This window comes from Pseudomonas sp. IT-P4 (genome assembly GCF_949767755.1).
Lineage (GTDB): Bacteria > Pseudomonadota > Gammaproteobacteria > Pseudomonadales > Pseudomonadaceae > Aquipseudomonas > Aquipseudomonas monachiensis.
Genome location: NZ_CATKPX010000078.1, coordinates 207,021 through 228,412, shown reverse-complemented (window position 1 = coordinate 228,412; position 21,392 = coordinate 207,021). Strand labels below are relative to the sequence as shown.

At 59.6% G+C, this 21,392-nt stretch carries 23 protein-coding genes; 8 read left to right on the top strand and 15 right to left on the bottom strand.

What is annotated here, in order from left to right:
- Positions 1–514: 514 nt before the first annotated feature.
- The gene (locus tag ACM6IT_RS25720; RefSeq protein WP_223542357.1) at positions 515–1,348 is read left to right on the top strand and encodes an undecaprenyl-diphosphate phosphatase; all 834 of its coding nucleotides are present in this window, start codon (positions 515–517) and stop codon (positions 1,346–1,348) included.
- Positions 1,349–1,403: 55 nt separating this feature from the next.
- Here the strand turns inward: ACM6IT_RS25720 and dusA are convergent, their stop codons facing one another.
- Positions 1,404–2,399 (bottom strand): tRNA dihydrouridine(20/20a) synthase DusA, encoded by a 996-nt coding sequence (gene dusA / locus ACM6IT_RS25715; protein ID WP_414918953.1) that lies wholly within the window; start codon positions 2,397–2,399, stop codon positions 1,404–1,406.
- A 229-nt stretch (positions 2,400–2,628) separates the two neighbouring features.
- Here dusA and ACM6IT_RS25710 point away from each other — a divergent pair, with 229 nt between their 5' ends.
- Entirely contained in the window at positions 2,629–2,847 is a 219-nt protein-coding gene (locus tag ACM6IT_RS25710; protein WP_409079151.1) for a hypothetical protein, read from the top strand.
- Positions 2,848–2,897: 50 nt separating this feature from the next.
- Here ACM6IT_RS25710 and ACM6IT_RS25705 read toward each other — a convergent pair whose 3' ends face one another.
- From ACM6IT_RS25705 to ACM6IT_RS25665, 9 genes are all read right to left on the bottom strand, one after another.
- Positions 2,898–3,326 (bottom strand): DUF2628 domain-containing protein, encoded by a 429-nt coding sequence (locus tag ACM6IT_RS25705; protein ID WP_409079160.1) that lies wholly within the window; start codon positions 3,324–3,326, stop codon positions 2,898–2,900.
- A 231-nt stretch (positions 3,327–3,557) separates the two neighbouring features.
- Positions 3,558–4,343, bottom strand: a complete 786-nt coding sequence (locus tag ACM6IT_RS25700) for a transporter substrate-binding domain-containing protein (protein WP_414918952.1) — start codon at positions 4,341–4,343, stop codon at positions 3,558–3,560.
- Positions 4,344–4,447: 104 nt separating this feature from the next.
- A complete protein-coding gene (locus ACM6IT_RS25695) occupies positions 4,448–4,735 on the bottom strand; it encodes a type II toxin-antitoxin system RelE family toxin (RefSeq protein WP_414918951.1) in 288 nt (95 codons plus the stop codon).
- Complete coding sequence (locus ACM6IT_RS25690) at positions 4,725–4,964, bottom strand: type II toxin-antitoxin system RelB/DinJ family antitoxin (RefSeq protein ID WP_223457013.1); 240 nt, start codon at positions 4,962–4,964, stop codon at positions 4,725–4,727. The genes ACM6IT_RS25695 and ACM6IT_RS25690 overlap by 11 nt, the downstream gene beginning before the upstream one ends.
- A gap of 219 nt (positions 4,965–5,183) precedes the next feature.
- The gene (copD, locus tag ACM6IT_RS25685; protein WP_414918950.1) at positions 5,184–6,107 is read right to left on the bottom strand and encodes a copper homeostasis membrane protein CopD; all 924 of its coding nucleotides are present in this window, start codon (positions 6,105–6,107) and stop codon (positions 5,184–5,186) included.
- 3 nt (positions 6,108–6,110) lie between these two features.
- The gene (gene copC / locus ACM6IT_RS25680) at positions 6,111–6,494 is read right to left on the bottom strand and encodes a copper homeostasis periplasmic binding protein CopC (protein WP_056722101.1); all 384 of its coding nucleotides are present in this window, start codon (positions 6,492–6,494) and stop codon (positions 6,111–6,113) included.
- A 52-nt stretch (positions 6,495–6,546) separates the two neighbouring features.
- Positions 6,547–7,434 carry a copper resistance protein B gene (locus ACM6IT_RS25675; protein WP_414918949.1) on the bottom strand — a complete coding sequence of 296 codons (888 nt, stop codon included), beginning with the start codon at positions 7,432–7,434 and terminating at the stop codon, positions 6,547–6,549.
- 10 nt (positions 7,435–7,444) lie between these two features.
- Positions 7,445–9,136 carry a copper resistance system multicopper oxidase gene (locus tag ACM6IT_RS25670; RefSeq protein ID WP_414918948.1) on the bottom strand — a complete coding sequence of 564 codons (1,692 nt, stop codon included), beginning with the start codon at positions 9,134–9,136 and terminating at the stop codon, positions 7,445–7,447.
- 79 nt (positions 9,137–9,215) lie between these two features.
- On the bottom strand, positions 9,216–9,944 hold the full coding sequence (locus ACM6IT_RS25665; RefSeq protein ID WP_056722106.1) for a murein L,D-transpeptidase catalytic domain family protein: 729 nt from the start codon (positions 9,942–9,944) through the stop codon (positions 9,216–9,218).
- Positions 9,945–10,025: 81 nt separating this feature from the next.
- On the opposite strand from ACM6IT_RS25665, the gene ACM6IT_RS25660 reads away from it, so the two are divergent.
- The gene (locus ACM6IT_RS25660; RefSeq protein ID WP_414914731.1) at positions 10,026–11,780 is read left to right on the top strand and encodes a L,D-transpeptidase family protein; all 1,755 of its coding nucleotides are present in this window, start codon (positions 10,026–10,028) and stop codon (positions 11,778–11,780) included.
- A 42-nt stretch (positions 11,781–11,822) separates the two neighbouring features.
- Here ACM6IT_RS25660 and ACM6IT_RS25655 read toward each other — a convergent pair whose 3' ends face one another.
- Positions 11,823–12,290, bottom strand: a complete 468-nt coding sequence (locus ACM6IT_RS25655) for a hypothetical protein (protein ID WP_414918947.1) — start codon at positions 12,288–12,290, stop codon at positions 11,823–11,825.
- Positions 12,291–12,502: 212 nt separating this feature from the next.
- Here ACM6IT_RS25655 and ACM6IT_RS25650 point away from each other — a divergent pair, with 212 nt between their 5' ends.
- Complete coding sequence (locus ACM6IT_RS25650; protein ID WP_414918946.1) at positions 12,503–14,074, top strand: diguanylate cyclase; 1,572 nt, start codon at positions 12,503–12,505, stop codon at positions 14,072–14,074.
- A gap of 136 nt (positions 14,075–14,210) precedes the next feature.
- Here ACM6IT_RS25650 and ACM6IT_RS25645 read toward each other — a convergent pair whose 3' ends face one another.
- Positions 14,211–14,534, bottom strand: a complete 324-nt coding sequence (locus tag ACM6IT_RS25645) for a hypothetical protein (RefSeq protein WP_082562895.1) — start codon at positions 14,532–14,534, stop codon at positions 14,211–14,213.
- 205 nt (positions 14,535–14,739) lie between these two features.
- Between ACM6IT_RS25645 and ACM6IT_RS25640 the strand changes: the two genes are divergently transcribed.
- Positions 14,740–15,534, top strand: a complete 795-nt coding sequence (locus tag ACM6IT_RS25640) for an exodeoxyribonuclease III (protein WP_056722114.1) — start codon at positions 14,740–14,742, stop codon at positions 15,532–15,534.
- A gap of 114 nt (positions 15,535–15,648) precedes the next feature.
- Positions 15,649–16,479, top strand: a complete 831-nt coding sequence (locus ACM6IT_RS25635; protein WP_223542398.1) for an arylamine N-acetyltransferase family protein — start codon at positions 15,649–15,651, stop codon at positions 16,477–16,479.
- A 55-nt stretch (positions 16,480–16,534) separates the two neighbouring features.
- Here ACM6IT_RS25635 and ACM6IT_RS25630 read toward each other — a convergent pair whose 3' ends face one another.
- Both ACM6IT_RS25630 and ACM6IT_RS25625 read right to left on the bottom strand, forming a co-directional pair.
- A complete protein-coding gene (locus tag ACM6IT_RS25630; protein ID WP_414918945.1) occupies positions 16,535–16,840 on the bottom strand; it encodes a BrnA antitoxin family protein in 306 nt (101 codons plus the stop codon).
- 3 nt (positions 16,841–16,843) lie between these two features.
- Complete coding sequence (locus tag ACM6IT_RS25625; RefSeq protein ID WP_108217825.1) at positions 16,844–17,125, bottom strand: BrnT family toxin; 282 nt, start codon at positions 17,123–17,125, stop codon at positions 16,844–16,846.
- A gap of 255 nt (positions 17,126–17,380) precedes the next feature.
- On the opposite strand from ACM6IT_RS25625, the gene ACM6IT_RS25620 reads away from it, so the two are divergent.
- Positions 17,381–18,898, top strand: a complete 1,518-nt coding sequence (locus ACM6IT_RS25620; protein ID WP_414914735.1) for a nucleobase:cation symporter-2 family protein — start codon at positions 17,381–17,383, stop codon at positions 18,896–18,898.
- 125 nt (positions 18,899–19,023) lie between these two features.
- Positions 19,024–19,650, top strand: coding sequence for a TetR/AcrR family transcriptional regulator (locus ACM6IT_RS25615; protein ID WP_056722125.1), 627 nt, complete (start codon positions 19,024–19,026; stop codon positions 19,648–19,650).
- A 148-nt stretch (positions 19,651–19,798) separates the two neighbouring features.
- On the opposite strand, the gene ACM6IT_RS25610 is transcribed toward ACM6IT_RS25615, so the two are convergent.
- A complete protein-coding gene (locus ACM6IT_RS25610; RefSeq protein WP_056722128.1) occupies positions 19,799–21,259 on the bottom strand; it encodes an efflux transporter outer membrane subunit in 1,461 nt (486 codons plus the stop codon).
- Positions 21,260–21,392: the final 133 nt, after the last annotated feature.

The window sequence follows — 21,392 nt, the reverse complement described above, 5'->3', positions numbered from 1 at the left end:
GTTCTCATCTGTGACTGACAATTGGTAACATTTACGCGAATTTTAGACGTGGCTCCCGAGTTTTTTAACAATACTTAAGCTTTTCAAGCTTTTAGTTGATTTTCTCGGCGAACTGAACTAGTGGAATATCGTCGTTAGATGGTGGCAATATGGAATTGTGCCACTATTTTGAAACGATGGCGATTAATTTTTTATGTCCTTTTGCCACTGTTTGGCCCACTACGTGCCACCATTCATGCCAAGGTGCTGAATCCACTAAGAAACACAAATAGTGTGAGAGCGATCACACTTTATTGAGTGGCGAGACTTTTTTCCACTAAATACCTAAATATATTTCCAGGGTGTTCGTACTCGGACGATTATTAACATGGCTTGAGTGTGCCTTTTAATAAGACATATTCTCCCTCGCTACATCAGATAATGGGTGTGGATGTATCGAATGTTTTGCTTGAGCTACTCAATATCTGAGTGCAGTTGACGGATCGTTCCCAAAGAACGGTCTGACGGAGGATTGATGGATTTCTGGACCCTTTTCAAAGTGTTGATCCTGGGCGCGGTAGAGGGCCTGACTGAGTTTTTGCCGATCTCCAGTACGGGCCACCAGATTATTGTTGCGGACTTGCTGGAATTTGGCGGTGAACGCGCCATGGCGTTCAATATCATTATTCAGCTGGGCGCAATCCTTGCCGTTGTCTGGGAGTTTCGCCGCAAGATTACAGAGATCGTCAAAGGACTGCCGACCCAACGCAATGCACAACGATTCACTCTGAACTTGCTGATCGGTTTTCTTCCGGCCGTGGTTCTGGGTGTCCTGTTCGCCGACCAGATTCATCACTACCTGTTCAACCCGATCACCGTGGCAGTCGCCTTGGTCGTGGGCGGCATTGTCATGTTGTGGGCGGAGCAGAGAGACCACGTGGTGCACGTCGACCATGTCGACGACATGCGTTGGTCGGATGCGCTGAAGGTAGGCTTCGCGCAATGCCTGGCGATGATCCCGGGCACTTCCCGCTCCGGATCGACCATTATCGGCGGCTTGCTGTTTGGCCTGTCGCGCAAGGCCGCCACCGAGTACTCGTTCTTCCTGGCAATGCCCACCATGGTCGGTGCGGCAGTGTATTCAGGCTACAAGTACCGGGAGTTGTTCCAGGCCGGCGACCTGCCGGTTTTCGCCCTGGGCTTCGTCACAGCGTTCTTCTTCGCCATGATCGCCGTACGCGGCCTGCTCAAGTTCATTGCGAACCACAGCTATGCCGCCTTCGCGTGGTACCGGATCGTTTTCGGACTGTTGATCCTGGCAACCTGGGCATTCGGTTGGGTGAACTGGACGGCAGCGGCCGCCAGCTGACAGGCGAGCCAGGCGGATCAAACCGCCTGGCTGAAATGGCGAGAACAACCCGGCATTAACGCCCTTCAAGCAACCCGGCAGCTTGATCCAGCAGGGCCAGGGGCTCCTTGGCCTTGTGGATATCCACCGACAACAACTGCCGAAACTTGCGCGCCCCCGGGAACCCGGTCCCCAGCCCCAGCACATGGCGAGTGATGTGGTGCATCGAACCGCCGGCGTCGATGTGTGCAGCGATATACGGCCGCAACTGCGCCAGTGCTTCGGCACGGGTGATCACCGGCGCCGTGCTGCCGAACAGCTGCTGGTCCACCTCGGCCATCACATAAGGGTTGTGATACGCCTCGCGGCCCAACATCACACCGTCGAACGTCTGCAAATGCTCGTGGCAGGCCTCCAGCGTCTTGATCCCGCCGTTGAGGATAATCTCCAGCTCGGGAAAATCCGCTTTCAACCGCGCCGCCACGTCATAACGCAGGGGCGGGATGTCACGGTTCTCCTTCGGCGACAACCCCTCCAGAATCGCAATCCGCGCATGCACGGTAAAACTGGTGCACCCGGCATCCCGCACCGTACCAACGAAATCACACAGCTGCTCGTAACTGTCCCGCCCGTTGATCCCGATACGGTGCTTGACCGTCACCGGAATCGACACCGCATCCCGCATCGCCTTCACACAATCGGCCACCAACTGCGGATGCCCCATCAGGCACGCGCCGATCATATTGTTCTGCACCCGATCACTCGGGCAGCCGACATTCAGGTTCACCTCATCGTAACCATGCTCCTGCGCCATGCGCGCACACGCGGCCAGGTCCAGGGGAACACTGCCACCGAGCTGCAGGGCCAGCGGGTGCTCGGCTTCGTTGTGCCGCAGGAAACGCTCGTGATCGCCATTGAGCAGGGCACCGGTGGTGACCATTTCGGTGTAAAGCAGGGCGTTTTTCGACAGCAGGCGCAGGAAGAAGCGGCAGTGGCGGTCGGTCCAGTCCATCATCGGCGCGACGGAGAAACGGCGGGAGAGCGGGTCAGGTGTGGCGGTGGTTACGGACATGGGGGATCTGGAATCGGTGAGGCTGGGAGGTGGGGAGTTTATCAGGAATGGGCTTGTGGGGCGCGAACGGGTCCCAGGACGATTTAACGGGCGTTGCGTTGCCGACATTTCGACTGTTCCTGAACCGGAGCTGTCGCAGCGCTAAGTTTCATCATGCCTGGCCATTAACCTGCATAGGATCCAGGCCAAAGCACTTCAATCTGCTTCCACACCCACAGGAACCTGCAAAATGATCGCAAACCTGATCAAAGTCTCGCTGATCGCGGGCGCCGTGCTGTTGAGCGCCTGTTCGGGTGTGAGTACCGATGACCGTTATCCGGATGACTCGCAGTCGTCTAACGGTTTCGGTCCAGGGCCGACCCACAACCCCAACCAACTGAATTTACATGGCAGTGCGCTCGGCAACAGCTTCGGCGAGTACAGTTCGGGGTTGTTGCACGACGATTGACCGGTGGCGCAACGGTGGAGTGATTTCCACCGTTGCGCTTCGGGTGAGACTCAGACGAACCTCAAGCCTTCAAAAGGATTCCAGCCTTGCGAACCTTTTACCTGTTTCAGGTAGTAGGCGTAGTTGGCGCTCAATCCGTACATAAGTGCAAAGGCGACGTTCATGCCGGTGTCAAGGGCCTTGGGCGCTTCTTCATAACCCAGCAGGGTGAAAATCAATGCCAGGGCAAAGGAAAGGGCAACGATGATCGCGATGATTGCCAGGTTCTTTTTCCACAGCCCAAGTACGAAGAAATAGATCGGCCCGAAAAAAAACGCGATGAAGTTCAGGTTGATCAGGATGCGCTTGCGCGCTGGCAACTGTTTGAAAGCCGTTTTGAAATCGGGGCTTTTGGGGCTGCCGTGTTGATCAAAAAAAGCGAAACGTTCTTGCCATTTCGGGCTGGCGTTGTAGGTTTGCAATTCATCCGTGCTGCTCATTGTCTGTCCTTTTTTGAGGGGGCTGCTCGGTCGAGGCATCGACCGAGTTTTCGTTCGGTGCGTGTCAACGCGTCTTGCATATGACCGGCTTGCTACCGGTGCGATAGTAGTTTTAATCATGTAACGATATTTAACAAGCCATGAGGTAGAGCCTTGGCGGGCTGTTGGCGCGTCACGGCTTGCGGGACAGTCGATCAGGCGGCGGTCTCCATTTCAGTGGCGGGCACGCCGTTATTTACCCCCAGGCACCGCCAGCCACTGGCGCAGGATCTTCTGGTAGTTGCCTGTCGCTTTGGCCAGGTGCAGCCACTGATCGACGTACAGCTTCCAGGTGATGTCGTCGCGGGGCAGCAGGTAGGCTTTTTCGCCGTATTGCATGTAGTGCGTGGGGTTGACCGCGCACAGGCCCGGCTTGAGCTTCTGCTGGTACAGCGCCTCCGAGGCGTCGGTGATCATCACGTCGGCTTTTTTATCCAGCAGTTCCTGAAAGATGCTCACGTTGTCGCGCAGTTGCAACTGCGCCTTGGGCAGGTAGGCGTGGACGAAGGCTTCGTTGGTGCCGCCGGCGGGTTCGACCAGGCGAACCGTTGGCTGGTTGATCTGTTCGACGGTCTGGTACAGCGCCTGGTCTTCGCAGCGCACCAGGGGGATTTTGCCGTCGACGTCGAGGATGCTGCTGAAGAAGGCTTTTTTCTGCCGTTCCAGGGTGACCGAGATGCCGCCCATGGCGATGTCGCACTTGCCGGCGAGCATGTCGGGCATCAGGGTTTTCCAGGTGGTGGGCACCCACTCGACCTTGACGCCAAGGCTGTCGGCCAGGGCGCGGGCCATGGCGATGTCGATGCCGGAATATTCGCCGTCCTCGGCTTTGAGGGTGTAGGGCTTGTAGTCGCCGGTGGTGCAGACGCGCAGTTGTCCCTGTTGCATGACGCTGTCCAGGTGCGAAGGTTCTGCCAGGGCGCCAAGGGAGAGTGCGAGCAAGCCGCCGAGCATCATTGCTCTTTTGATTTTCGTCATTGTTATCGGGCTTTTGTACTGGAGTGGTTTTGAAGGGGAGTGTAGTGAAACTTTCACCGGAGTGAAAAAATCAGCGCCCCATGGATGGCTAACACCTTGCGTCATTACTTCAAGCGTTCAGCCGCCTTGCGATAAGCCTGCTCACGTTCCCGTTTATCCACGGCTACCACAAACACAGTAATTTCCTGGTCAATCACTTGATAGACCAAGCGGTAACCGCTGCTACGTAGTTTGACTTTGTAGCAGTCGGGAAAACCATGCAGGCGGTTAGCTTCAATGCGTGGATTGTTCAGGATCTCCACCAGCTTCTTTTTGAGCTGCTGTCGGACTGTGTCGCCAAGTTTTTGCCATTCCTTCAATGCACGGGCATCAAACTCAAGGCTATAGGTCATCTATGGAAACCTTTACTCGTTGAGGAGATGCAAGCCGTTCCCGCACGGTGGCCAATAGCGCTTCATCGTCTTCAGTCATCAAGACAGGCTTGAAAGGCAACTGACCACGCTCCGCCACATATTGCAGTGTCTGGCGCATCAGTTCAGAGGGCGTGACGCCGAGTTTTTCCAGTTCGAGATAGGCGCGAGCTTTGAGGTCGTCATCGATACGGATGTTGATAGATGCCATGGGGTAGATTCTCATGTAATGACATTTGTCATTACATTGAATCAAGAGTTCCTCATTGGCAAGTGCGTCAGGACGTACGGCTGATTTAGAGACAATTCGTACTCGGGAGGGTGAAAATGCCTACCAGCAAAGATCCCACAGCCTGGGGCATTGCCCTGGCCTGGCTGGCCCAAGTTTAAATCAGTACGTAAGTGTCAGAGATTTCCCCCTGAAGAGGGCTCACTCCATTTCCGGACTCAACGTCCCCAACCACGCCACCAACCCCACAATCAAAAACGCCGCGGCCATTTCCACTACCACACTGCGCCGAAGCGCATGGGCTGCCACGCGATACTGGCCCTCCCGCAACGACCGCTCCAGCAAGGGGCCAAGATGAAAGCGGTTCAGCGCCGCCAACGCCAGCATCCCGGCAAACAACAGCACTTTGATCGCCAGCAGAACTCCGTACTGGCTGAGTAAAACCTCATCGAGTTTCGGCCCGACGATGAACAGGTAGTTCACCACGCCCGTGACGGTGATGATCAGAACGACCAGCGCGCCGACAAGCTCAAATCGCCTGACTGCGCGAGCCAACAAGCGTATGTGTGCTTCGGTTTGCAGGGCCCGGGGTTGCGCCATCAACGCAAACGCCAGCAGCGCACCGAGCCAGGCGCCGGCGGCCAACAGGTGCAGGATGTCCGTTGTAAAGTGCCAGAAACGGCGGCTGCCGTCGTCCATGGCGCCATGCCCGCTCCAGGCCAGGCTGGCGAGGGCGATGCCGCCGGCCGTGGCGGCGATCACCAGGCTGATGCCGGGGGCGCGTGGGTTGAGCATCAACGCCAAACCCGCGACTGCTAACGCAATCATCCGCACGGCCCAGGCCAACCCCATGTCTGTCTCGGACAGCATCATTTCGAGGTGAGGGCGCAACTCGGTGACGTCTGATTCGCCGCTCATGGCGCGGACCATCAGCACCATGCCGGCGATGGACAGCAGTGCGCCGAGCCCGACTGTTGCCGTCGACAATCGGTGAAAGGGCAACACGGTGCCGGATAGCCGTTCCTGTCCCTTGAGGCTGTAGAGCCCGAACAGCGCCACGCCAAACAACAGCATCAAATCCACATACAACACAAACCGCAGCACGACGTTGGCCGAGTCGCTCATCGATCATTTCACTTTGAAGGTGACGTTGCCGGTGATCGGGTGGGTGTCCGACGACACCGCACGCCATTCGACCTTGTAGGTGCCGGCAGCCAGGGGGGCTGTCGGGGTGATGAACATGGTTTTCGGATCGCTGCCGCCGCTGACCTTGGCCTTGACCGGCATCGGGGCGTGGGCCATGCCGGCCATTTCGGTCATCAGCAGTTTGGCGCCGGAAAACTGGGTGACGAGGTTTTCCGAAAAGTGCAGTTCGATCTTCTCGGGTGGCGCACCTTCCGCGCCATCCGCTGGGGTGGAGGCGAGCAGTTTGGGGTGTGCCTGAGCGAGGGTGCTCATGAGCAGGCCGCTGAGCAACGCGATAACGACGGCGGTGGGTTTGATGATGCGCATGCAAGGTCCTTTACCGCTTGAAGCGGTTGTTGTTGATTTTAGGTGAGTCTGTTCAGAACCACATCCGAATACCGAGCACCAGGCGGGTTTCGCCGCGGTCCTCGTCTTCGTCGTTGGCGTAGTCGGCGGTGTTGCCGTAGGTGCGGTTCCAGGTCACGCCGAGGTAGGGCGCGAATTCCCGGCGGATTTCGTAGCGCAGGCGCAAACCCGCCTCGGTGTTGGACAGCCCCGAGCCGATGCCCCGTTGCGGATCGTTTTTGCCGTAGGCGTTGAGTTCGACGGTCGGCTGCAGGATCAGCCGATTGGTCAGCAGGATGTCGTAGTCGCCTTCCAGCCGCACGGCGCTCTGGCCGCCTTCGCCGATGAAGGCCGTGGCTTCGGCCTCGAAGTTGTACAGCGCCATGCCCTGCACGCCGAACGCGGCCCAGGTTTGCGGGGCGCCGGGTTTGAAGTCCTGGCGCACGCCGCTGACGACGTCCCACCACGGGGAAATGGCGTGGCCCCACAGGGCCTGGATTTCCGCGTCCTCGGTCACGCCGTTGGTGCGTTCGCCTTCGGAGCGCAGCCACAGGCGATCAATGTCGCCGCCGACCCAACCGGACAAATCCCAGGCCAGGGTGCTGCCGTCATCGGCGTCCTGCCATTCCAGTTTGTCGGCGAGGAAGAATGAATTGAGCGTGCTGTCATGTACGTGGTGGCCGGCGGGATCGGCATACACCGCCGCGCGATCGGCGTCGGTCAGCACCGGGATCGGCGTACGGCTTTCGCTGGGGGCGGCGGGCTGCATCTGGCCCTCGTCCATGGTTTGCATCTGATTGTCGTCCATGCCCTGCATCTGGCTGTGGTTCATCTGGCTGTGATCCATGCCTTGCATGTCATCGCTGGCGGCCATCGCCGTCGAGGTCGCGAGGGCCAAAAAAAACGGGGTGAATCGAATCATTGGGTGCACCTCATTCTTCCACGCGAACTTCACGGAACATGCCCATTTCCATGTGGTACAGGAGATGGCAGTGGTAGGCCCAGCGGCCGAGCGCATCGGCAGTGACCCGGTAGGTGCGCCGGGAGCCCGGTGGCATGTCGATGGTGTGTTTGCGCACCATGAACTGGCCGTTCTCGTCTTCGAGGTCGCTCCACATGCCGTGCAGGTGGATGGGGTGCATCATCATTGTGTCGTTGACCAGCACGATCCGCAGCCGCTCGCCGTATTTGAGGCGCAGGGGCTCTGCATCGGAGAACTTCACACCGTTGAACGACCAGGCGAATTTTTCCATGTGGCCGGTCAGGTGCAGCTCTATGGTGCGGCCGGGCTCGCGGCCGTCCGGGTCTTCGAAGGTGCTGCGCAGGTCGGAGTAGGTGAGCACGCGGCGCCCGTTGTTGCGCAGGCCCATGCCGGGATCGTCGAGTTTCGGTGAGGTGGACATGGCTTGCATGTCCACCAGCGGGTTGTCGGTTTCCGAGGCCGGGTGGGACTGCATGCCGGGCATGTTGCTGTGATCCATGCCTGCCATGCTGCCGTGGTCCATGCCGCCCATGCCCATGTCATCCATGGTCACCAGGGGGCGCGGATCCAGTGGCGGCAGTGGCGCAACCAGTCCCGCTTTCAGCGCCAGGGTGCCCCGTGCGTATCCGGTGCGATCCATTGCCTGGGCGAACAGGGTGTAGGCCGCTTCGGTCGGCTCGACGATAACGTCGAAGGTTTCCGCCACGGCAATGCGAAACTCGTCGACGCTCACCGGTTTGACGTGCAGGCCATCGGCGGCGACCACGGTCATTTTCAGGCCGGGGATGCGCACGTCGAAGTAGCTCATGGCCGAGCCGTTGATGAAGCGCAGTCGCAGCTTTTCCCCCGGGCGGAACACCCCGGTCCAGTTCGAATCCGGCGCCAGGCCGTTCAACAGGTAGGTGTAAGTGGCGCCGCCGACGTCCGCCAGGTCGGTGGGGTTCATCTTCATCTCGGCCCACATCTTGCGGTCGGCGACGGTCGGCCCCCAACCTTTTTCGCTGACGTCGTGGATGAAGTCGCCCACGGTGCGTTTGTTGAAGTTGTAGTAATCGGACTGTTTTTTCAGGGTCTTCATCAGGCCGACCGGGTCTTCATCGGTCCAGTCGCTGAGCATCACCACGTAGTCGCGGTCGTACTGGAACGGCTCCGGGTCCTTGGCGTCGATCACCAGCGGGCCGTAGACCCCGGATTGTTCCTGAAACCCCGAATGGCTGTGATACCAGTAGGTACCGTTCTGGCGCACGGTGAACTGGTAGACGTACATGCCGCCCGGCTCGATGCCCTTGAAGCTCAGCCCCGGCACGCCGTCCATGTTCGCCGGCAGCAAGATGCCGTGCCAGTGAATGGAGGTGTTGTCCTTGAGTCTGTTGCGCACCCGCAGCGTCACCGTATCGCCTTCACGCCAGCGCAACAGCGGGCCGGGGATGCCGCCGTTGATGGTCATCGCGGTGCGCGGGCTGCCGCTGAAGTTGACCGGGGATTCACCGATGAACAGCTCGAAATCATTACCGGCCAGCACCTGGGGTTCGCCGGGGCTGCTGATCGCCCAGACCGGCGTGCGCCATAACCCGAGGCCGCCGAAGAGCCCGCCGATGGCCAGGCCTTTGACGAAGGTGCGTCTTGAAGTGTGGGAGTGCATGCCGTGTGTTCCGCCCGTCAGCCTGTTGAACTTGTCGACTAGTCTAGCGGGCGGTGCTTTCAGCAGGCTGAGGCGAAGATTACAGTTTTGACAGGTTGGGCGTCGTTTTCTGGCTTGAAGTGGACTTTTCCCTAGAGGCCACGGTGTCGCCGCCGCAGTTGATGTAGGACGACGACTTCAGCCAGCGTTGGTCCGGGTAGTAGGAAAACAGCAACTGCCCGTCCTTCATCGAATCAATCAGCCGATGGGCAATCGCCGGTCTGACGGCGGGGCAACCCAGGCTGCGGCCGATACGGCCATTGGCGCGGGCCAGCACCGGGCTGACATAGGGCGCGCCGTGAATGACGATGGCCCGGTCAAAGGCGTTGTCGTTGAAGCCGGGCTCCAGGCCTTCCATGCGCAACGAGTAACCGTTCTGGCCGAGGTAGCTTTGCTGGGTGCGGAACAGGCCGAGGCTGGTGGCGTGGCTTTCGTTGCGGTTGGAAAACAGCGTGGCCATGTTTTCACCGCTGTTGCGACCATGGGCGACGAGTTCGTGAAACAGCAACTTGCGCCGCTTAAGATCGAAGACCCACAGGCGTTGTTCGGTCGAGGGCAGGGAGTAATCGATCACCGCCAGTCGTTGGGCGGGGGCGACACCCTGGGCGCGGCTGCATTGGGTGGCGCGAACGGCCAGGGCAATCACTTTGGCGTCGGCGCCGGGTGCTGCTTTGACCAGCGCGTTTTCAAGCGAATCGGCGTAGGCTGACGTTACTGAAAGGCACGTCAGTAAAATGGCAAATAAAAGGCCAAAGCGGTTTAGCGCCATAGTCGGGTCTCATCATGATAATTTCGAGTCTAGCAGCGAGTGGAAAGCTAGCCGTTTGAAACGGAGGATTAAGGATTATCCATGGTGCAATTAACAAGGTCATTCGTCATAAGCCGCATATTTTTTATGGGCTTTCTGATCAGCGGTGCGGCGTTTGGGCAAACTTCGCCGATTGAGCCGGTATCTGCGCCGAGCAGCACAATCGATGCCGCGGCGCCCGACGACGCGGTCGGCCAAGCGATTCAAGCGACGCTCGAACCGCTGCGCTCGGCCTTTCCGCCGTTGCTCACCTCCAGGCGCCATCAGCGTGTGGATGTCAGCCGGGTGGTGCTGGATTTCTATATGCATCGCAACTATCGCGCCGCGTGGACGGACGATCGTGACGTGGCGCAATTGCTCAAGAGCCTCGAAGACACCCGGATCGACGGCCTGAACCCATCGGATTTCCGCATAGCCGAACTGGCCCAGGCCCATGAATCGCTGGTGGCGGCCATGCCATCCACGGCGCAACGGGCGATGTTCGACATGGCGGCGACCCGCACCTTCATCACCGCGCTGCTGCAACTGCGACGGGGCAAGGTCGATCCGTCGCGGCTGGACATTCACTGGAATTTCGAACCTGCCGGCGGCGATGCCCACGAAGACATTAACAATCTGTTTGCCGCCCTCGATGCCCACGACGTGGCGCGTGCATTCGCCGATGCACCGCCTCAGGAAGAGATTTACCGCAATTTGCGTGAAGGCCTGGCCCGGTTGCGTCAGGTCCAGGATGCGGGCGGCTGGCCGAAAGTCACCGAAGGTCAATCGCTCAAGCCCGGTATGGACGGGGTGGCGGTCTCACAACTGCGTGCGCGCCTGGTGGCGGGCGGTTACCTGGACCCGCACCTGTCGAAAAAAGCCGGCTACGACGATAAGGTCATTGCCGCGGTGAAGAAATATCAGGCCGAGCAATACCTGGGGGCCGATGGCGTGGCGGGGGCGGCGACGCTGGCGGCACTGAACGTGCCGGTCGCGGCGCGGATCGATCAGGTGCGGGTCAACATGGAGCGCGCCCGGTGGCTGTTGTACAAGCTTCAGGGCACCTTCGTGATCGTCGATATCGCCGGCTATAAGGTGGCGATGTACCGCGACGGTCTGCCGATCTGGCGTTCGCGGGTGCAAGTCGGTAAACCGGTGCGCAGTACGCCGGTATTCCAGGCCGAAATCACCTACATCACGTTCAACCCGACCTGGACCGTGCCGCCGACCATTCTCAAGCAGGACGTGATTCCAAAAGTCCAGAACGATCCGGGCTATCTGGCGGCCAACCGGATTCGCGTGCTTGATCGCGAAGGCAATGTGCTCGATCCGTCGAGTGTCGACTGGAGCAACCCGCGGGGCATCCACCTGCGTCAGGATGCTGGCCCCGACAGTTCGCTGGGGCAGGTGGTCATCCGTTTCCCCAACGACTATGCGATTTACCTGCATGACACGCCGCACCGCGAACTGTTTGCCAAAACGGTCCGGGCCACCAGTTCAGGCTGCATCCGCGTGGAAAACCCGCTGCAACTGGTCGAGTTGTTGTTCAACGACCCGGTGCGCTGGAACAGCGCCGGCATCCAGAAGCAATTGGCCAATGGCCGGACCGAGAACGTCCTGCTGCCGGTGAAAGTGCCAGTGTTGTTGGCTTACTGGACCGTGGACTTGAGCAATGACGGGCGGGTGACGTTCAAGCCCGACATTTATGATTACGATGCCAGGGTGCTGCAGGGCCTGAGTCAGCCTACGAAGTTGCCGGCCCTGGACTTGCGTCGTGCAGAGATACCGCTGGTGGTGACGGGGCAGAACCAACAGTAACGAATAACACCGGGCATTGTGGATTTGCGGGGGGGGCCCTTTTTACAGCGCCAACCCTTGTTGCACCACCACAAGCAGATCGGTTTCAGTCAGCGCCACCGCATCTGCCTGCGCGGTGGCTTGCTCGATCGTTTGTAGCCACCAGTGTGTTTCACCGTGTTCATCCACGGTGCGCAACAGGGCGAGTTCATTGCCTGCGGTGTGGATTTCGACCCGCCCCTCGCCATCGGTGGTGAAGCGTGCAACCGGGTCAAAGGTAATGCTGTGCTCGTTGCCGGTGATCACCAACTGGTCGATGGCGTAGTCGTAAGCGTCGCCATCGGGGTGACTCTCGAACACGTGGGTGGGGTTGCGCCGCAGGACCAGGCCCGCTTCGGTCAAGGGCAGCAGCCAGGTTTCTATCCGCTGATACAGTTCGTAGACCAGGCCCGGCCAGCCATCGATCGCCTGATCCGCGCTGGTCAGCCGTGTCTGTTTCAATTTTGCAGCGAGCTCGTCTGCTTTGTTCATGTCGATTCCCTGTATTGAGGTCTGTCTAATCGTAGCTCGTTGATGCGCAGGCAGTGTTTGCCCTGGGTCATGTTCGCAGCTCAGGCAGGGCAGGCGTGATACCGCTGGGCAAGTGGCCACCCATTTGTCCTGGATAACCCCGTAAACTACGCCCCACGAAGACTGAGGGCTTTGGGTTGTTGCCCATGCCTTGCCCCCGACAGGATGAATTTTTGCCCACGCGCTTTAACGACCTGGACCACACCCCTGGCATCGCATTGAAACGCATACCGCTGCGCAAGGCCGCGGTATTGTTCATTGCGACGGTGTGCCTGTGCCTGTGCGGTTTGCTCTACCTGCAACTGGAACAGTCCCGTCGCCACGACCTGAGCCTTGCGCAAGTGGCGTCTTCGAACCTGACGCGGGCCATGGCGCAGCAAGCCGAAGATACCTTCATGAAGGCCGACCTGGTGCTGACCAGCCTGGTGGACTGGATTCAGGTCGATGGTTTCGGCCCGGACCAGCGGCCACGCTTGCAGCAGACCTTCGCCCGGCGGGTGCTGGCGCTGGATCAATTGCACGGCATCCTGCTGTTCGACCAGAAGGGCCAGTGGGTGGTGACCTCGTTTGAAAACCTGCCCCGGGGTCCCGGCGTCGCCGATCGCGAGTACTTCAAGTATCACCAGCAGAACGTATCGTCGGTGGCGCATATCGGCCCGGCCATCCGCAGTCGGGAAAACGGCGAGTGGATCATTCCGGTTTCCAGGCGGGTCAACGACAGGAGCGGGCACTTCCAGGGCGTATTGCTGGCCGGCATCAAGATGTCGTACTTCGACCAGTTCTTCAAAAGCTTCAGCCTCGACGACAACGGCTCGATGTTTCTCGGCCTGACCGATGGCACGTTGTTGGCGCGCCGGCCTTTTGTAGAGGCGCAGATCGGCGTTTCGCTGGCCCAGAGCGAGATCTTCCAGAAGTTCCTGCCGCTGGCTACCTCCGGCAATGCGATGTTCGCGTCCACCATTGATGGTGTGACGCGCATGTACGGTTACCGACAGCTGGAGGGCTATCCGCTGGTGGTCGCTGCTGCGTCGTCCACGGAGTCTATTCTCGCGGGCTGGTACGACACGGCGTTTCGCTCCAGTCTCATCGTTGCCGTGGTGCTGCTGGGTGTGGGGCTGTTCGGGTGGGTGTTCCTGCATCAGGTGCGTGTTGGCGAGCGGGTCGAGTCGGATTTGCGCAGGGCCCAGCAAGCGCTGGAACTGATCGCCACCCACGACAGCCTGACCGGGCTGGCCAACCGCCGACTGTTCGAGCGGGCACTGGACGTCGAGTTTGGGCGCGGTGCCCGGCAGGCCAGCCCGTTGAGCCTGATCATGCTCGATATCGATTACTTCAAGCGTTACAACGACACCTACGGCCACGTGGTGGGGGATCACTGCCTGGCCGAAGTGGCGCGCGCGCTGAAAAGTTGCTGCCAGCGCAAGGCCGATCTGGCGGTGCGTTACGGCGGCGAAGAGTTTGCGGTGCTGCTGCCGGACACCGACATCCATGGCGCCATGACGATTGCCGAGCATATCCGTCGCAGCGTCATCGACAGGCACATCAGTCACACCGGCTCGCCCAACGGCTATGTGACGGTCAGCCTCGGTTGCTATTCGTTTGTGCCGTCGGGGCGTGACAGCATGGATGTGTTTGTCGAGCGGGCGGATGCGGCGCTGTATCAGGCCAAGCATTCGGGGCGAAACCGCGTGGCAACCTTGTCGATGGCCGGTGGCGTCGAGGCGTTGATGCGCTCCGACCGCTGAAGTGCCGTTGCTGCCGATGGTCTGTCTCCCGGACCTGGCTGGATTGATCGTCTAGAGTTCGGTCAGCGCTGCCGAACCCGCCGGCGGTCAAGCCGATGCAAGCCTCGGGCGACCAAAGGCCCTCAACGACTGCAGGTCATTGGCGGCTTTGGCCTGTCCAGCTACCCGTTCCGCCGCCAGCTCCGCCGGTTCCGCCACCGGGCGCACCGGTGCCACCGCCCGCGCCACTGCCCGGACCATTGACGCCGGTAGTGCCGCTTGAGGAGCTGGGGCCACGACTGCTGCTGTTGCCCGAGGGGGCACTGGGGCGGTTGTTGTCTGGCAGCAGGGTTGAATTGCGGGTTGCGCCGGGTGCCGTACCGGGCGTGCCAGGGCTATCGCCGGACGCCGCAAAGGTGGCCAGGGACGTTGCCGACAAGCATCCGGCCAAGAGCAACGAAGTCATTCTGATGTTCATCATGGTCGTCTCCCGGAGTGAGTCGTTACCTGATGTTGGTGTGACGGGGCACGCGGTTGGTGCTGACCGGATGACGAGCGGCTGTCTCAGCGCCGGCCATCATCTTCCAGCTTACGCTCAAGGGTCTACGCCCCCGAGATTGGTGACGCAACCTCCGAAACGTGCCGCTGTCACACGTCAGGCATCTCGCCCTCAGGAGTGTCCATTCATGAAGAAACTGCGGATTGCCACGTTCAACGTCAATGGCCTGCGCGCACGGTTGCCGAATCTGCTGGCCTGGCTTGAGCGGGAAAAACCGGACATCGCCTGCCTGCAGGAGTTGAAGGCGGTGGACAGCGCATTCCCGGCGGCTGAACTTGAGGCGGCCGGCTACGGCGCCATCTGGCAGGGGCAGGCGTCCTGGAACGGCGTGGCGATCCTGGCGCGGGATGCGCAGCCGCTGGAAAGCCGACGCGGATTGCCCGGCGATGACAGCGACAACCACAGTCGTTATCTGGAAGCCGCTGTCCACGGGGTTCTGGTGGGTTGTCTGTATCTGCCCAACGGCAACCCGCAACCGGGGCCGAAATTCGAGTACAAGCTGGCGTGGTTCGAACGGCTTATCCGTCATGCGCAGACACTTCAAGGCAGCGAACATCCGGTGGTGCTGGCGGGCGACTACAACGTGGTGCCCACCGACCTGGACATCTACAACCCGCGCTCCTGGCTCAAGGACGCCTTGCTGCAACCGGAAAGTCGCGAGTGCTACCAGCGGTTGCTGGACCAGGGCTGGACCGATTCGTTGCGGCACTTGCATCCGCAGGACCGGCTCTACACGTTCTGGGATTATTTTCGCCAGCATTGGCAGAAAAACTCGGGGCTGCGCATTGATCATCTGCTGCTCAACCCGGCCCTGAGTCCGTATCTGCAAGACGCCGGGGTGGATGCGTGGGTGCGCAACGAGCCCCATGCCAGCGACCACGCGCCGACCTGGATTCAATTGGGCTCGCACAAGCGGCGTTGAGTTTTTTCATGCCGGGTGATTGGCTAAATCAATTGTCGGCGACAGTGCTTGATCCCGTATACATAGCGGCCACTGGCGGAACAATCCGCCGCTTGCGTGCAAAAGGATTGAACGATGAGCGAGCCACGCCTGACCGACCTTGTCTTGTATCTGCGACGCCTGGGCTTCGATGCACCTCCGGCACCGACCCTGGAAACCTTGCGCCAGCTGCAATTGCGCCATACCGGCGTTTTCCCGTTTGAAAACCTCACCACGTTATCCGGCGAACCGGTGCTGATCGACTTGCCGTCCATCGAGCAGAAGGTCTTGCACGATGGTCGTGGCGGGTACTGCTACGAACTCAACAACCTGTTCCTGGCCTTGCTTCAGGATTTGGGTTTTGACGCCCGTGCCATCAGCGGCCGGGTGGTGATGGGCCAGCCGGAGGGTGCCTGGACGGCCCGGACCCATCGCCTGAGCCTGGTCATCATCAATGACGTGCGCTACATCACCGACGTCGGCTTCGGCGGCATGGTGCCGACCGCGCCCCTGCTGCTTGATACTCGCGCCGAACAACCCACCCCGCACGAGTCGTATCGCATCGACCTGCACGTCGATGGTTTTACCCTGCGCGCCAACGTCGCGGGCGAATGGCGAGCGATGTACATCTTCGACCTGCAACGCCAGGAAGACATCGATTTCGCTGTGGGCAACTGGTACGTCTCGACCCACCCCGAGTCGACTTTCGTCAAGCAGTTGATGGTGGCGCGCACCGGGGAGGGATGGCGGCGCACGCTCAACAACGGCAGCTTCGCGATTCACCGGATTGACCATGACAGCGAGCGGCGGGAGGTGACGGATGTTCAGGAACTGATTGGCCTGCTGGGCAGCGAGTTCGGCATTCGCGTACCGGAACAGGCGCAATTGGCGCGGACGCTGGAACGATTGATCACTGCACCCCGGTAGCTGGCTGATCCTGGATATCACCAAGGGCTGATCCGATTGATCGGCCCTTGGTGTTTCAGGGCCGGACTCCCGGCGCCATCACCCGCTGGATTTCGCGCAAGGCCTCTGCCAGTTTCTGCTCCAGGCCCTTGAGTTCGGCAGGGGTCAGGGGTTGCTTCAGGTGCGCGCGCTTGCCTTCGTTGAGCAAGGCTCGGCGCAAGGTATTGTTGATCGCCGTCTGGTAGCCGTACCCCTCGTTTTCCGCCAGTGCCCGGGCGGCTTCGATGACAGCGTCATCGAGCATGATGGTTATGCGGGTCTTGCCTTTGGCGGGCACCACGGCCCCGCGCCTGGCGTTGCTGAAATCGTATTCGTCTTTCATCGGTCATGCCTCCAGGTACTGACGGCGCTCGCTTTTGGTGGCGATGCGCGCGGAAATGATTCGAACGAAATTCGGATCGCGATGGGTGTACGCGACGACCAGCAATCGGCCTTTGGCATCCAGCCCCAGGGTGATCCAGCGTTGTTCATCATGGTGGTTGTCCTCGATGGTCAGCGCTCGTTCGTCATGGAATACCGGTTCAGTCTCTGCGAGGCTGATGCCTTGGTGCTTGAGTTTGTTGGCTGCGTTCTTTGCCTTGTGGAACTGAATTTCGAATGGCTTCATTATGCATACTTTATATGTATATAGAAGGGGCAGACCTTACCGATGGTCGCCAGGAATTCAAAAGACTAGTCAGCACCCGGTGGTGGGCGGCGAGGGATGTATTTCGAGGTTTTTGGCGGGGCCGGGAAGGTGGGGATCGGGCGGAAATGGACAAGTATCCATTTTGTGACTGACAAGTTGTATACAACTCTATAGACATTTGTCCTATGTCTTGCATACAGTGTGCGCATAACAAAAACCAGGGAACCCCCTACCATGAAAACGCCCCATGTTTCACACCAACGGCCCGAGGACGAAAACCTAGGGATCGGCGCGAATATGGCTTATGGCCTGCAACATGTTCTGACCATGTATGGCGGTATCGTCGCTGTGCCATTGATCATCGGCCAGGCGGCCGGGCTCTCGCCAGCGGACATCGGTTTGTTGATTGCTGCTTCATTGTTTGCGGGGGGGTTGGCAACGCTGCTGCAAACCCTGGGTCTACCGTTTTTTGGTTGTCAATTGCCGCTGGTGCAGGGCGTATCTTTCTCTGGCGTCGCGACCATGGTGGCGATTGTCAGCAGTGGTGGGGAGGGCGGGTTTCAATCGGTGCTGGGGGCGGTGATAGCGGCGTCCCTGATCGGGTTACTGATAACCCCGGTGTTCTCGCGTATCACCAAGTTCTTCCCGCCGCTGGTGACCGGCATCGTGATTACCACCATCGGCCTGACGCTGATGCCGGTAGCCGCGCGCTGGGCAATGGGCGGCAACAGCCATGCGCCGGACTTCGGCAGCATGGCGAACATCGGTCTGGCGGCGGTAACGCTGGTGCTGGTGCTGTTGCTGAGCAAAATCGGTAGCGCGACCATCTCCCGCCTGTCGATTCTGCTGGCCATGGTCGTCGGCACGGTGATCGCGGTGTTCCTCGGTATGGCGGATTTCTCCTCCGTGACCCAGGGCCCGATGTTCGGCTTCCCGACGCCGTTCCACTTCGGCATGCCGACCTTCCACTTCGCTGCGATCCTGTCGATGTGCATCGTGGTGATGGTGACGCTGGTGGAGACCTCGGCGGACATTCTTGCCGTCGGCGAAATCATCGGCACCAAGGTTGACTCCAAGCGCCTGGGCAACGGCCTGCGCGCCGACATGCTGTCGAGCATGTTCGCGCCGATCTTCGGTTCCTTCACCCAGAGCGCCTTCGCCCAGAACGTCGGCCTGGTGGCGGTCACCGGCATCAAGAGCCGCTACGTGGTGGCCACTGGCGGTCTGTTCCTGGTGCTCCTCGGCCTGCTGCCGTTCATGGGCCGGGTCATCGCCGCCGTACCGACCTCCGTACTGGGTGGCGCCGGCATCGTGCTGTTCGGCACCGTCGCGGCCAGCGGCATTCGGACCTTGTCCAAGGTCGACTACCGCAACAACGTCAACCTGATCATCGTTGCCACCTCGATCGGCTTCGGCATGATCCCGATCGCGGCACCGAGCTTCTACGATCAATTCCCGAGCTGGTTCGCAACCATTTTCCATTCGGGCATCAGTTCGTCGGCGATCATGGCCATCGTGCTGAACCTGACCTTCAACCACCTCACCGCCGGTAACTCCGACCAGCAATCGGTGTTTGCGGCCGGTACCGAGCGAGTGCTGCGTTATCAGGATCTGGCGGCGTTGCGTGAAGGGGACTACTTCAGCGACGGTAAACTGCACGATTGCGACGGCAAGGAGATTCCGGTGGTTGAGGTGGGCCACGAGCATGGCGAGCCACGGGCGGCGCACGTGAAAAGCAGTGAGCATGTCTGACGCTCACGGCGACTGAAAGGGCCGATCTGTTGAATAGACAGATCGGCTTTTTGCTGTCGGTTTGTGACTATAAAACTAATCGGTCACAAGTTGTCAGTCTTTGATAGGGTGAGTAAGCTGTACTCATGAATCAGCCATCAAAATCTTCCTCTTCGCCTAGCCTCCGTGGCCCGGCCGATCACGACATTCGAGACCAGATTGTCGCAGCGGCCAATGAACATTTCAGTCAGTACGGCTACGGCAAAACCACGGTTTCCGACCTGGCTAAGGCCATCGGGTTTTCAAAGGCCTACATCTACAAATTTTTTGATTCCAAGCAGGCGATCGGTGAAGCCATCTGCGCAAATTGTCTGGCAGAAATCGTCGCGGCTGTGGAGCAGGCAATCAATGTAGAAGACCTGTCGCCGACGGAGCGCTTTCGACGCTTGGTCAAGACGGTGATCGCCACAGGTGTGAATCTGTTCTTCAACGACCGAAAACTGTATGACATTGCAGCGTTCGCGGCGTCGGAAAGCTGGCCCAGTACGCAGGCTTATGACGCGCAGATCAAACGCTTCGTGGCGCAAATCGTGCGAGAGGGGCGAGAGATTGGCGAATTTGAACGCAAGACTCCGCTGGATGAGACAGTAGAAGCGATACATCTCGCGCTGCGACCATTCGTCAACCCTTTACTGCTGCAGTACAACCTCGATTTCGTCGAGGAGGCGCCCACGCTCACCTCCAATCTCATCTTGCGTAGCCTCATGCCTTGACCTTCGGCTAAAGGTTTACGGCATACCCGGGTAAGCACCAGATCATCAAAACGGCTTTTAACTTTGCCCTTCTTCCCATCCATCGAAGGGCATTTTATTTATCTGTTTTGTGATTATTTATTGAGTTGGTCACTTCGCTCCTATCAGGTCATCGTGTCGCAACAGGCTGGGCTTCAGGAGGTTGCCAGCCACCACCTAGCGACTTGAATGCCGCAACCGCCGCTCGTGCCGATTCCGTTCGTGCTTGAGCTCGGGCATCAGAAGCCTGCAGCAACGTCTCGTCAGCGTGCAGGACATCGATCAGGCTGGCCGTGCCTTTCTCATAGGCAATGAACGACGATTGGCGAGCCTGTGTCAGAGACGCCTCTCCAACAGTGAGGGTGGTTGCTTGAGCTTCCCGATTCACCAGTGAGGAGAGCGCGTTCTCGACATCCTCGGTGGCACGCAGTACGGACTGACGGTAAGCGGCCAGGGTTTCGGTCTCCTGTCCCTTGGCTTGGTCGATTTGGGCGTTTATGCGACCGAAGTCGAAGAGTCTCCAGCGCAGTCCCAATACGCCCGCCGACTGGCTGGCGCCGCCGGTAAAAAGGTTGCCTGCGGAGACAGCCGTGGCACTACCCAGCAATGCGCCAAGGGAGAATTTCGGGTAGTACTCAGCAATCGCCTCTCCGATGCGTGCGTTTGAGGCTGCAAGATGGCGCTCAGCCACAATGAGATCTGGCCTGCGGCGCAGCAAATCGGCCGGCGTTCCCATTGCCTTTATCTGCGGCGCTACCGGAATGCTCCCCGCACTTGCCAATTGCGTGCGGTGAGTGCCTGGCGGCGTGCCGAGCATGACATCCAGCGCATTCATCGCAGCATCCAGTCCGGTCTGCAGGGCCGGCACTGTTGCTTGGACCTGCGATAGCGCCCCCTCGGTCTGGCGAACCTGATAGTTGGCGGCGAGCCCCTTGCTGTAGAGCAATTGGACTTTCTCTAACAAATCCTGCTGCGTTTTGACTTGCCTATTCGCAATGTCCAGCCGGGTCTGCAGTCCGCGGATAGTGATGTAGATATCAGCGGTCTGCGCGGCGATGGCCAATCTTGTGGCAGCGACGCCCGCCTGGGAAGCCTGGTACTCGGCAAGAGCAGCCTCGTGTCCGCGGCGCAATCCGCCAAAGACATCTGCCTCCCAGCTGGCATCGAGGTTGGCCTCGTAGGAACTTGCGTACCGATCATTGCCAGGTGTTGAGTTCAACACCTGGCCGAGCGGCGTCTCGATTGACTGGTAGGAGCGCGCGGCCTGTGCGCTGATGTTCCCTGAGGGGAGTAAAGCGGCATTTGCAGCACCTAGTCCGGCCCGCGCCTGTGTGACTCGCGCCGATGCCTGCGCCAGGTCCAGATTCTGCTCAAGCGCCTTGGAGATGAAGTCGGTGAGCACTGGATCACCAAAGCCTTCCCACCAGGCTACAAGGCTGGCCGGCGTCGCTCCACGCCGCTGCTCGACAGAAGACTGACCCAAGTAACGATCCGAAAGCGGAGCGTCTGGACGATGGTAGTCCGGACCGACCGCGCAACCTGCCAATAAGCCGGCGCTGACCAAAAGAGCGATGGGGCGGAGGGGAGGCATTGAGATTCCTTCAATAGAGGATATTTGTGACCATATTACGCAATAGTCACAACCTGTCAATTGAGGTGATTTGAGCGAATTTTGGGTTTTCTCGTTGGTGGCTCCGTTTATGTGTTGAGCTTGAGACGCTGAA

What these genes read in the sequence shown, in the direction of transcription:
- ACM6IT_RS25690 (WP_223457013.1), bottom strand. Translation starts at nt 4,964, where the DNA reads ATGGCATCTATCAACATCCGTATCGATGACGACCTCAAAGCTCGCGCC.
- ACM6IT_RS25710 (WP_409079151.1), top strand. Translation starts at nt 2,629, where the DNA reads ATGATCGCAAACCTGATCAAAGTCTCGCTGATCGCGGGCGCCGTGCTG.
- ACM6IT_RS25615 (WP_056722125.1), top strand. Translation starts at nt 19,024, where the DNA reads ATGAATCAGCCATCAAAATCTTCCTCTTCGCCTAGCCTCCGTGGCCCG.
- ACM6IT_RS25630 (WP_414918945.1), bottom strand. Translation starts at nt 16,840, where the DNA reads ATGAAAGACGAATACGATTTCAGCAACGCCAGGCGCGGGGCCGTGGTG.
- ACM6IT_RS25645 (WP_082562895.1), bottom strand. Translation starts at nt 14,534, where the DNA reads ATGATGAACATCAGAATGACTTCGTTGCTCTTGGCCGGATGCTTGTCG.
- ACM6IT_RS25665 (WP_056722106.1), bottom strand. Translation starts at nt 9,944, where the DNA reads ATGGCGCTAAACCGCTTTGGCCTTTTATTTGCCATTTTACTGACGTGC.
- ACM6IT_RS25700 (WP_414918952.1), bottom strand. Translation starts at nt 4,343, where the DNA reads ATGACGAAAATCAAAAGAGCAATGATGCTCGGCGGCTTGCTCGCACTC.
- ACM6IT_RS25670 (WP_414918948.1), bottom strand. Translation starts at nt 9,136, where the DNA reads ATGCACTCCCACACTTCAAGACGCACCTTCGTCAAAGGCCTGGCCATC.
- ACM6IT_RS25695 (WP_414918951.1), bottom strand. Translation starts at nt 4,735, where the DNA reads ATGACCTATAGCCTTGAGTTTGATGCCCGTGCATTGAAGGAATGGCAA.
- copC (WP_056722101.1), bottom strand. Translation starts at nt 6,494, where the DNA reads ATGCGCATCATCAAACCCACCGCCGTCGTTATCGCGTTGCTCAGCGGC.
- dusA (WP_414918953.1), bottom strand. Translation starts at nt 2,399, where the DNA reads ATGTCCGTAACCACCGCCACACCTGACCCGCTCTCCCGCCGTTTCTCC.
- ACM6IT_RS25675 (WP_414918949.1), bottom strand. Translation starts at nt 7,434, where the DNA reads ATGATTCGATTCACCCCGTTTTTTTTGGCCCTCGCGACCTCGACGGCG.
- ACM6IT_RS25705 (WP_409079160.1), bottom strand. Translation starts at nt 3,326, where the DNA reads ATGAGCAGCACGGATGAATTGCAAACCTACAACGCCAGCCCGAAATGG.
- ACM6IT_RS25655 (WP_414918947.1), bottom strand. Translation starts at nt 12,290, where the DNA reads ATGAACAAAGCAGACGAGCTCGCTGCAAAATTGAAACAGACACGGCTG.
- ACM6IT_RS25635 (WP_223542398.1), top strand. Translation starts at nt 15,649, where the DNA reads ATGAGCGAGCCACGCCTGACCGACCTTGTCTTGTATCTGCGACGCCTG.
- ACM6IT_RS25720 (WP_223542357.1), top strand. Translation starts at nt 515, where the DNA reads ATGGATTTCTGGACCCTTTTCAAAGTGTTGATCCTGGGCGCGGTAGAG.
- copD (WP_414918950.1), bottom strand. Translation starts at nt 6,107, where the DNA reads ATGAGCGACTCGGCCAACGTCGTGCTGCGGTTTGTGTTGTATGTGGAT.
- ACM6IT_RS25620 (WP_414914735.1), top strand. Translation starts at nt 17,381, where the DNA reads ATGAAAACGCCCCATGTTTCACACCAACGGCCCGAGGACGAAAACCTA.
- ACM6IT_RS25640 (WP_056722114.1), top strand. Translation starts at nt 14,740, where the DNA reads ATGAAGAAACTGCGGATTGCCACGTTCAACGTCAATGGCCTGCGCGCA.
- ACM6IT_RS25610 (WP_056722128.1), bottom strand. Translation starts at nt 21,259, where the DNA reads ATGCCTCCCCTCCGCCCCATCGCTCTTTTGGTCAGCGCCGGCTTATTG.
- ACM6IT_RS25660 (WP_414914731.1), top strand. Translation starts at nt 10,026, where the DNA reads ATGGTGCAATTAACAAGGTCATTCGTCATAAGCCGCATATTTTTTATG.
- ACM6IT_RS25625 (WP_108217825.1), bottom strand. Translation starts at nt 17,125, where the DNA reads ATGAAGCCATTCGAAATTCAGTTCCACAAGGCAAAGAACGCAGCCAAC.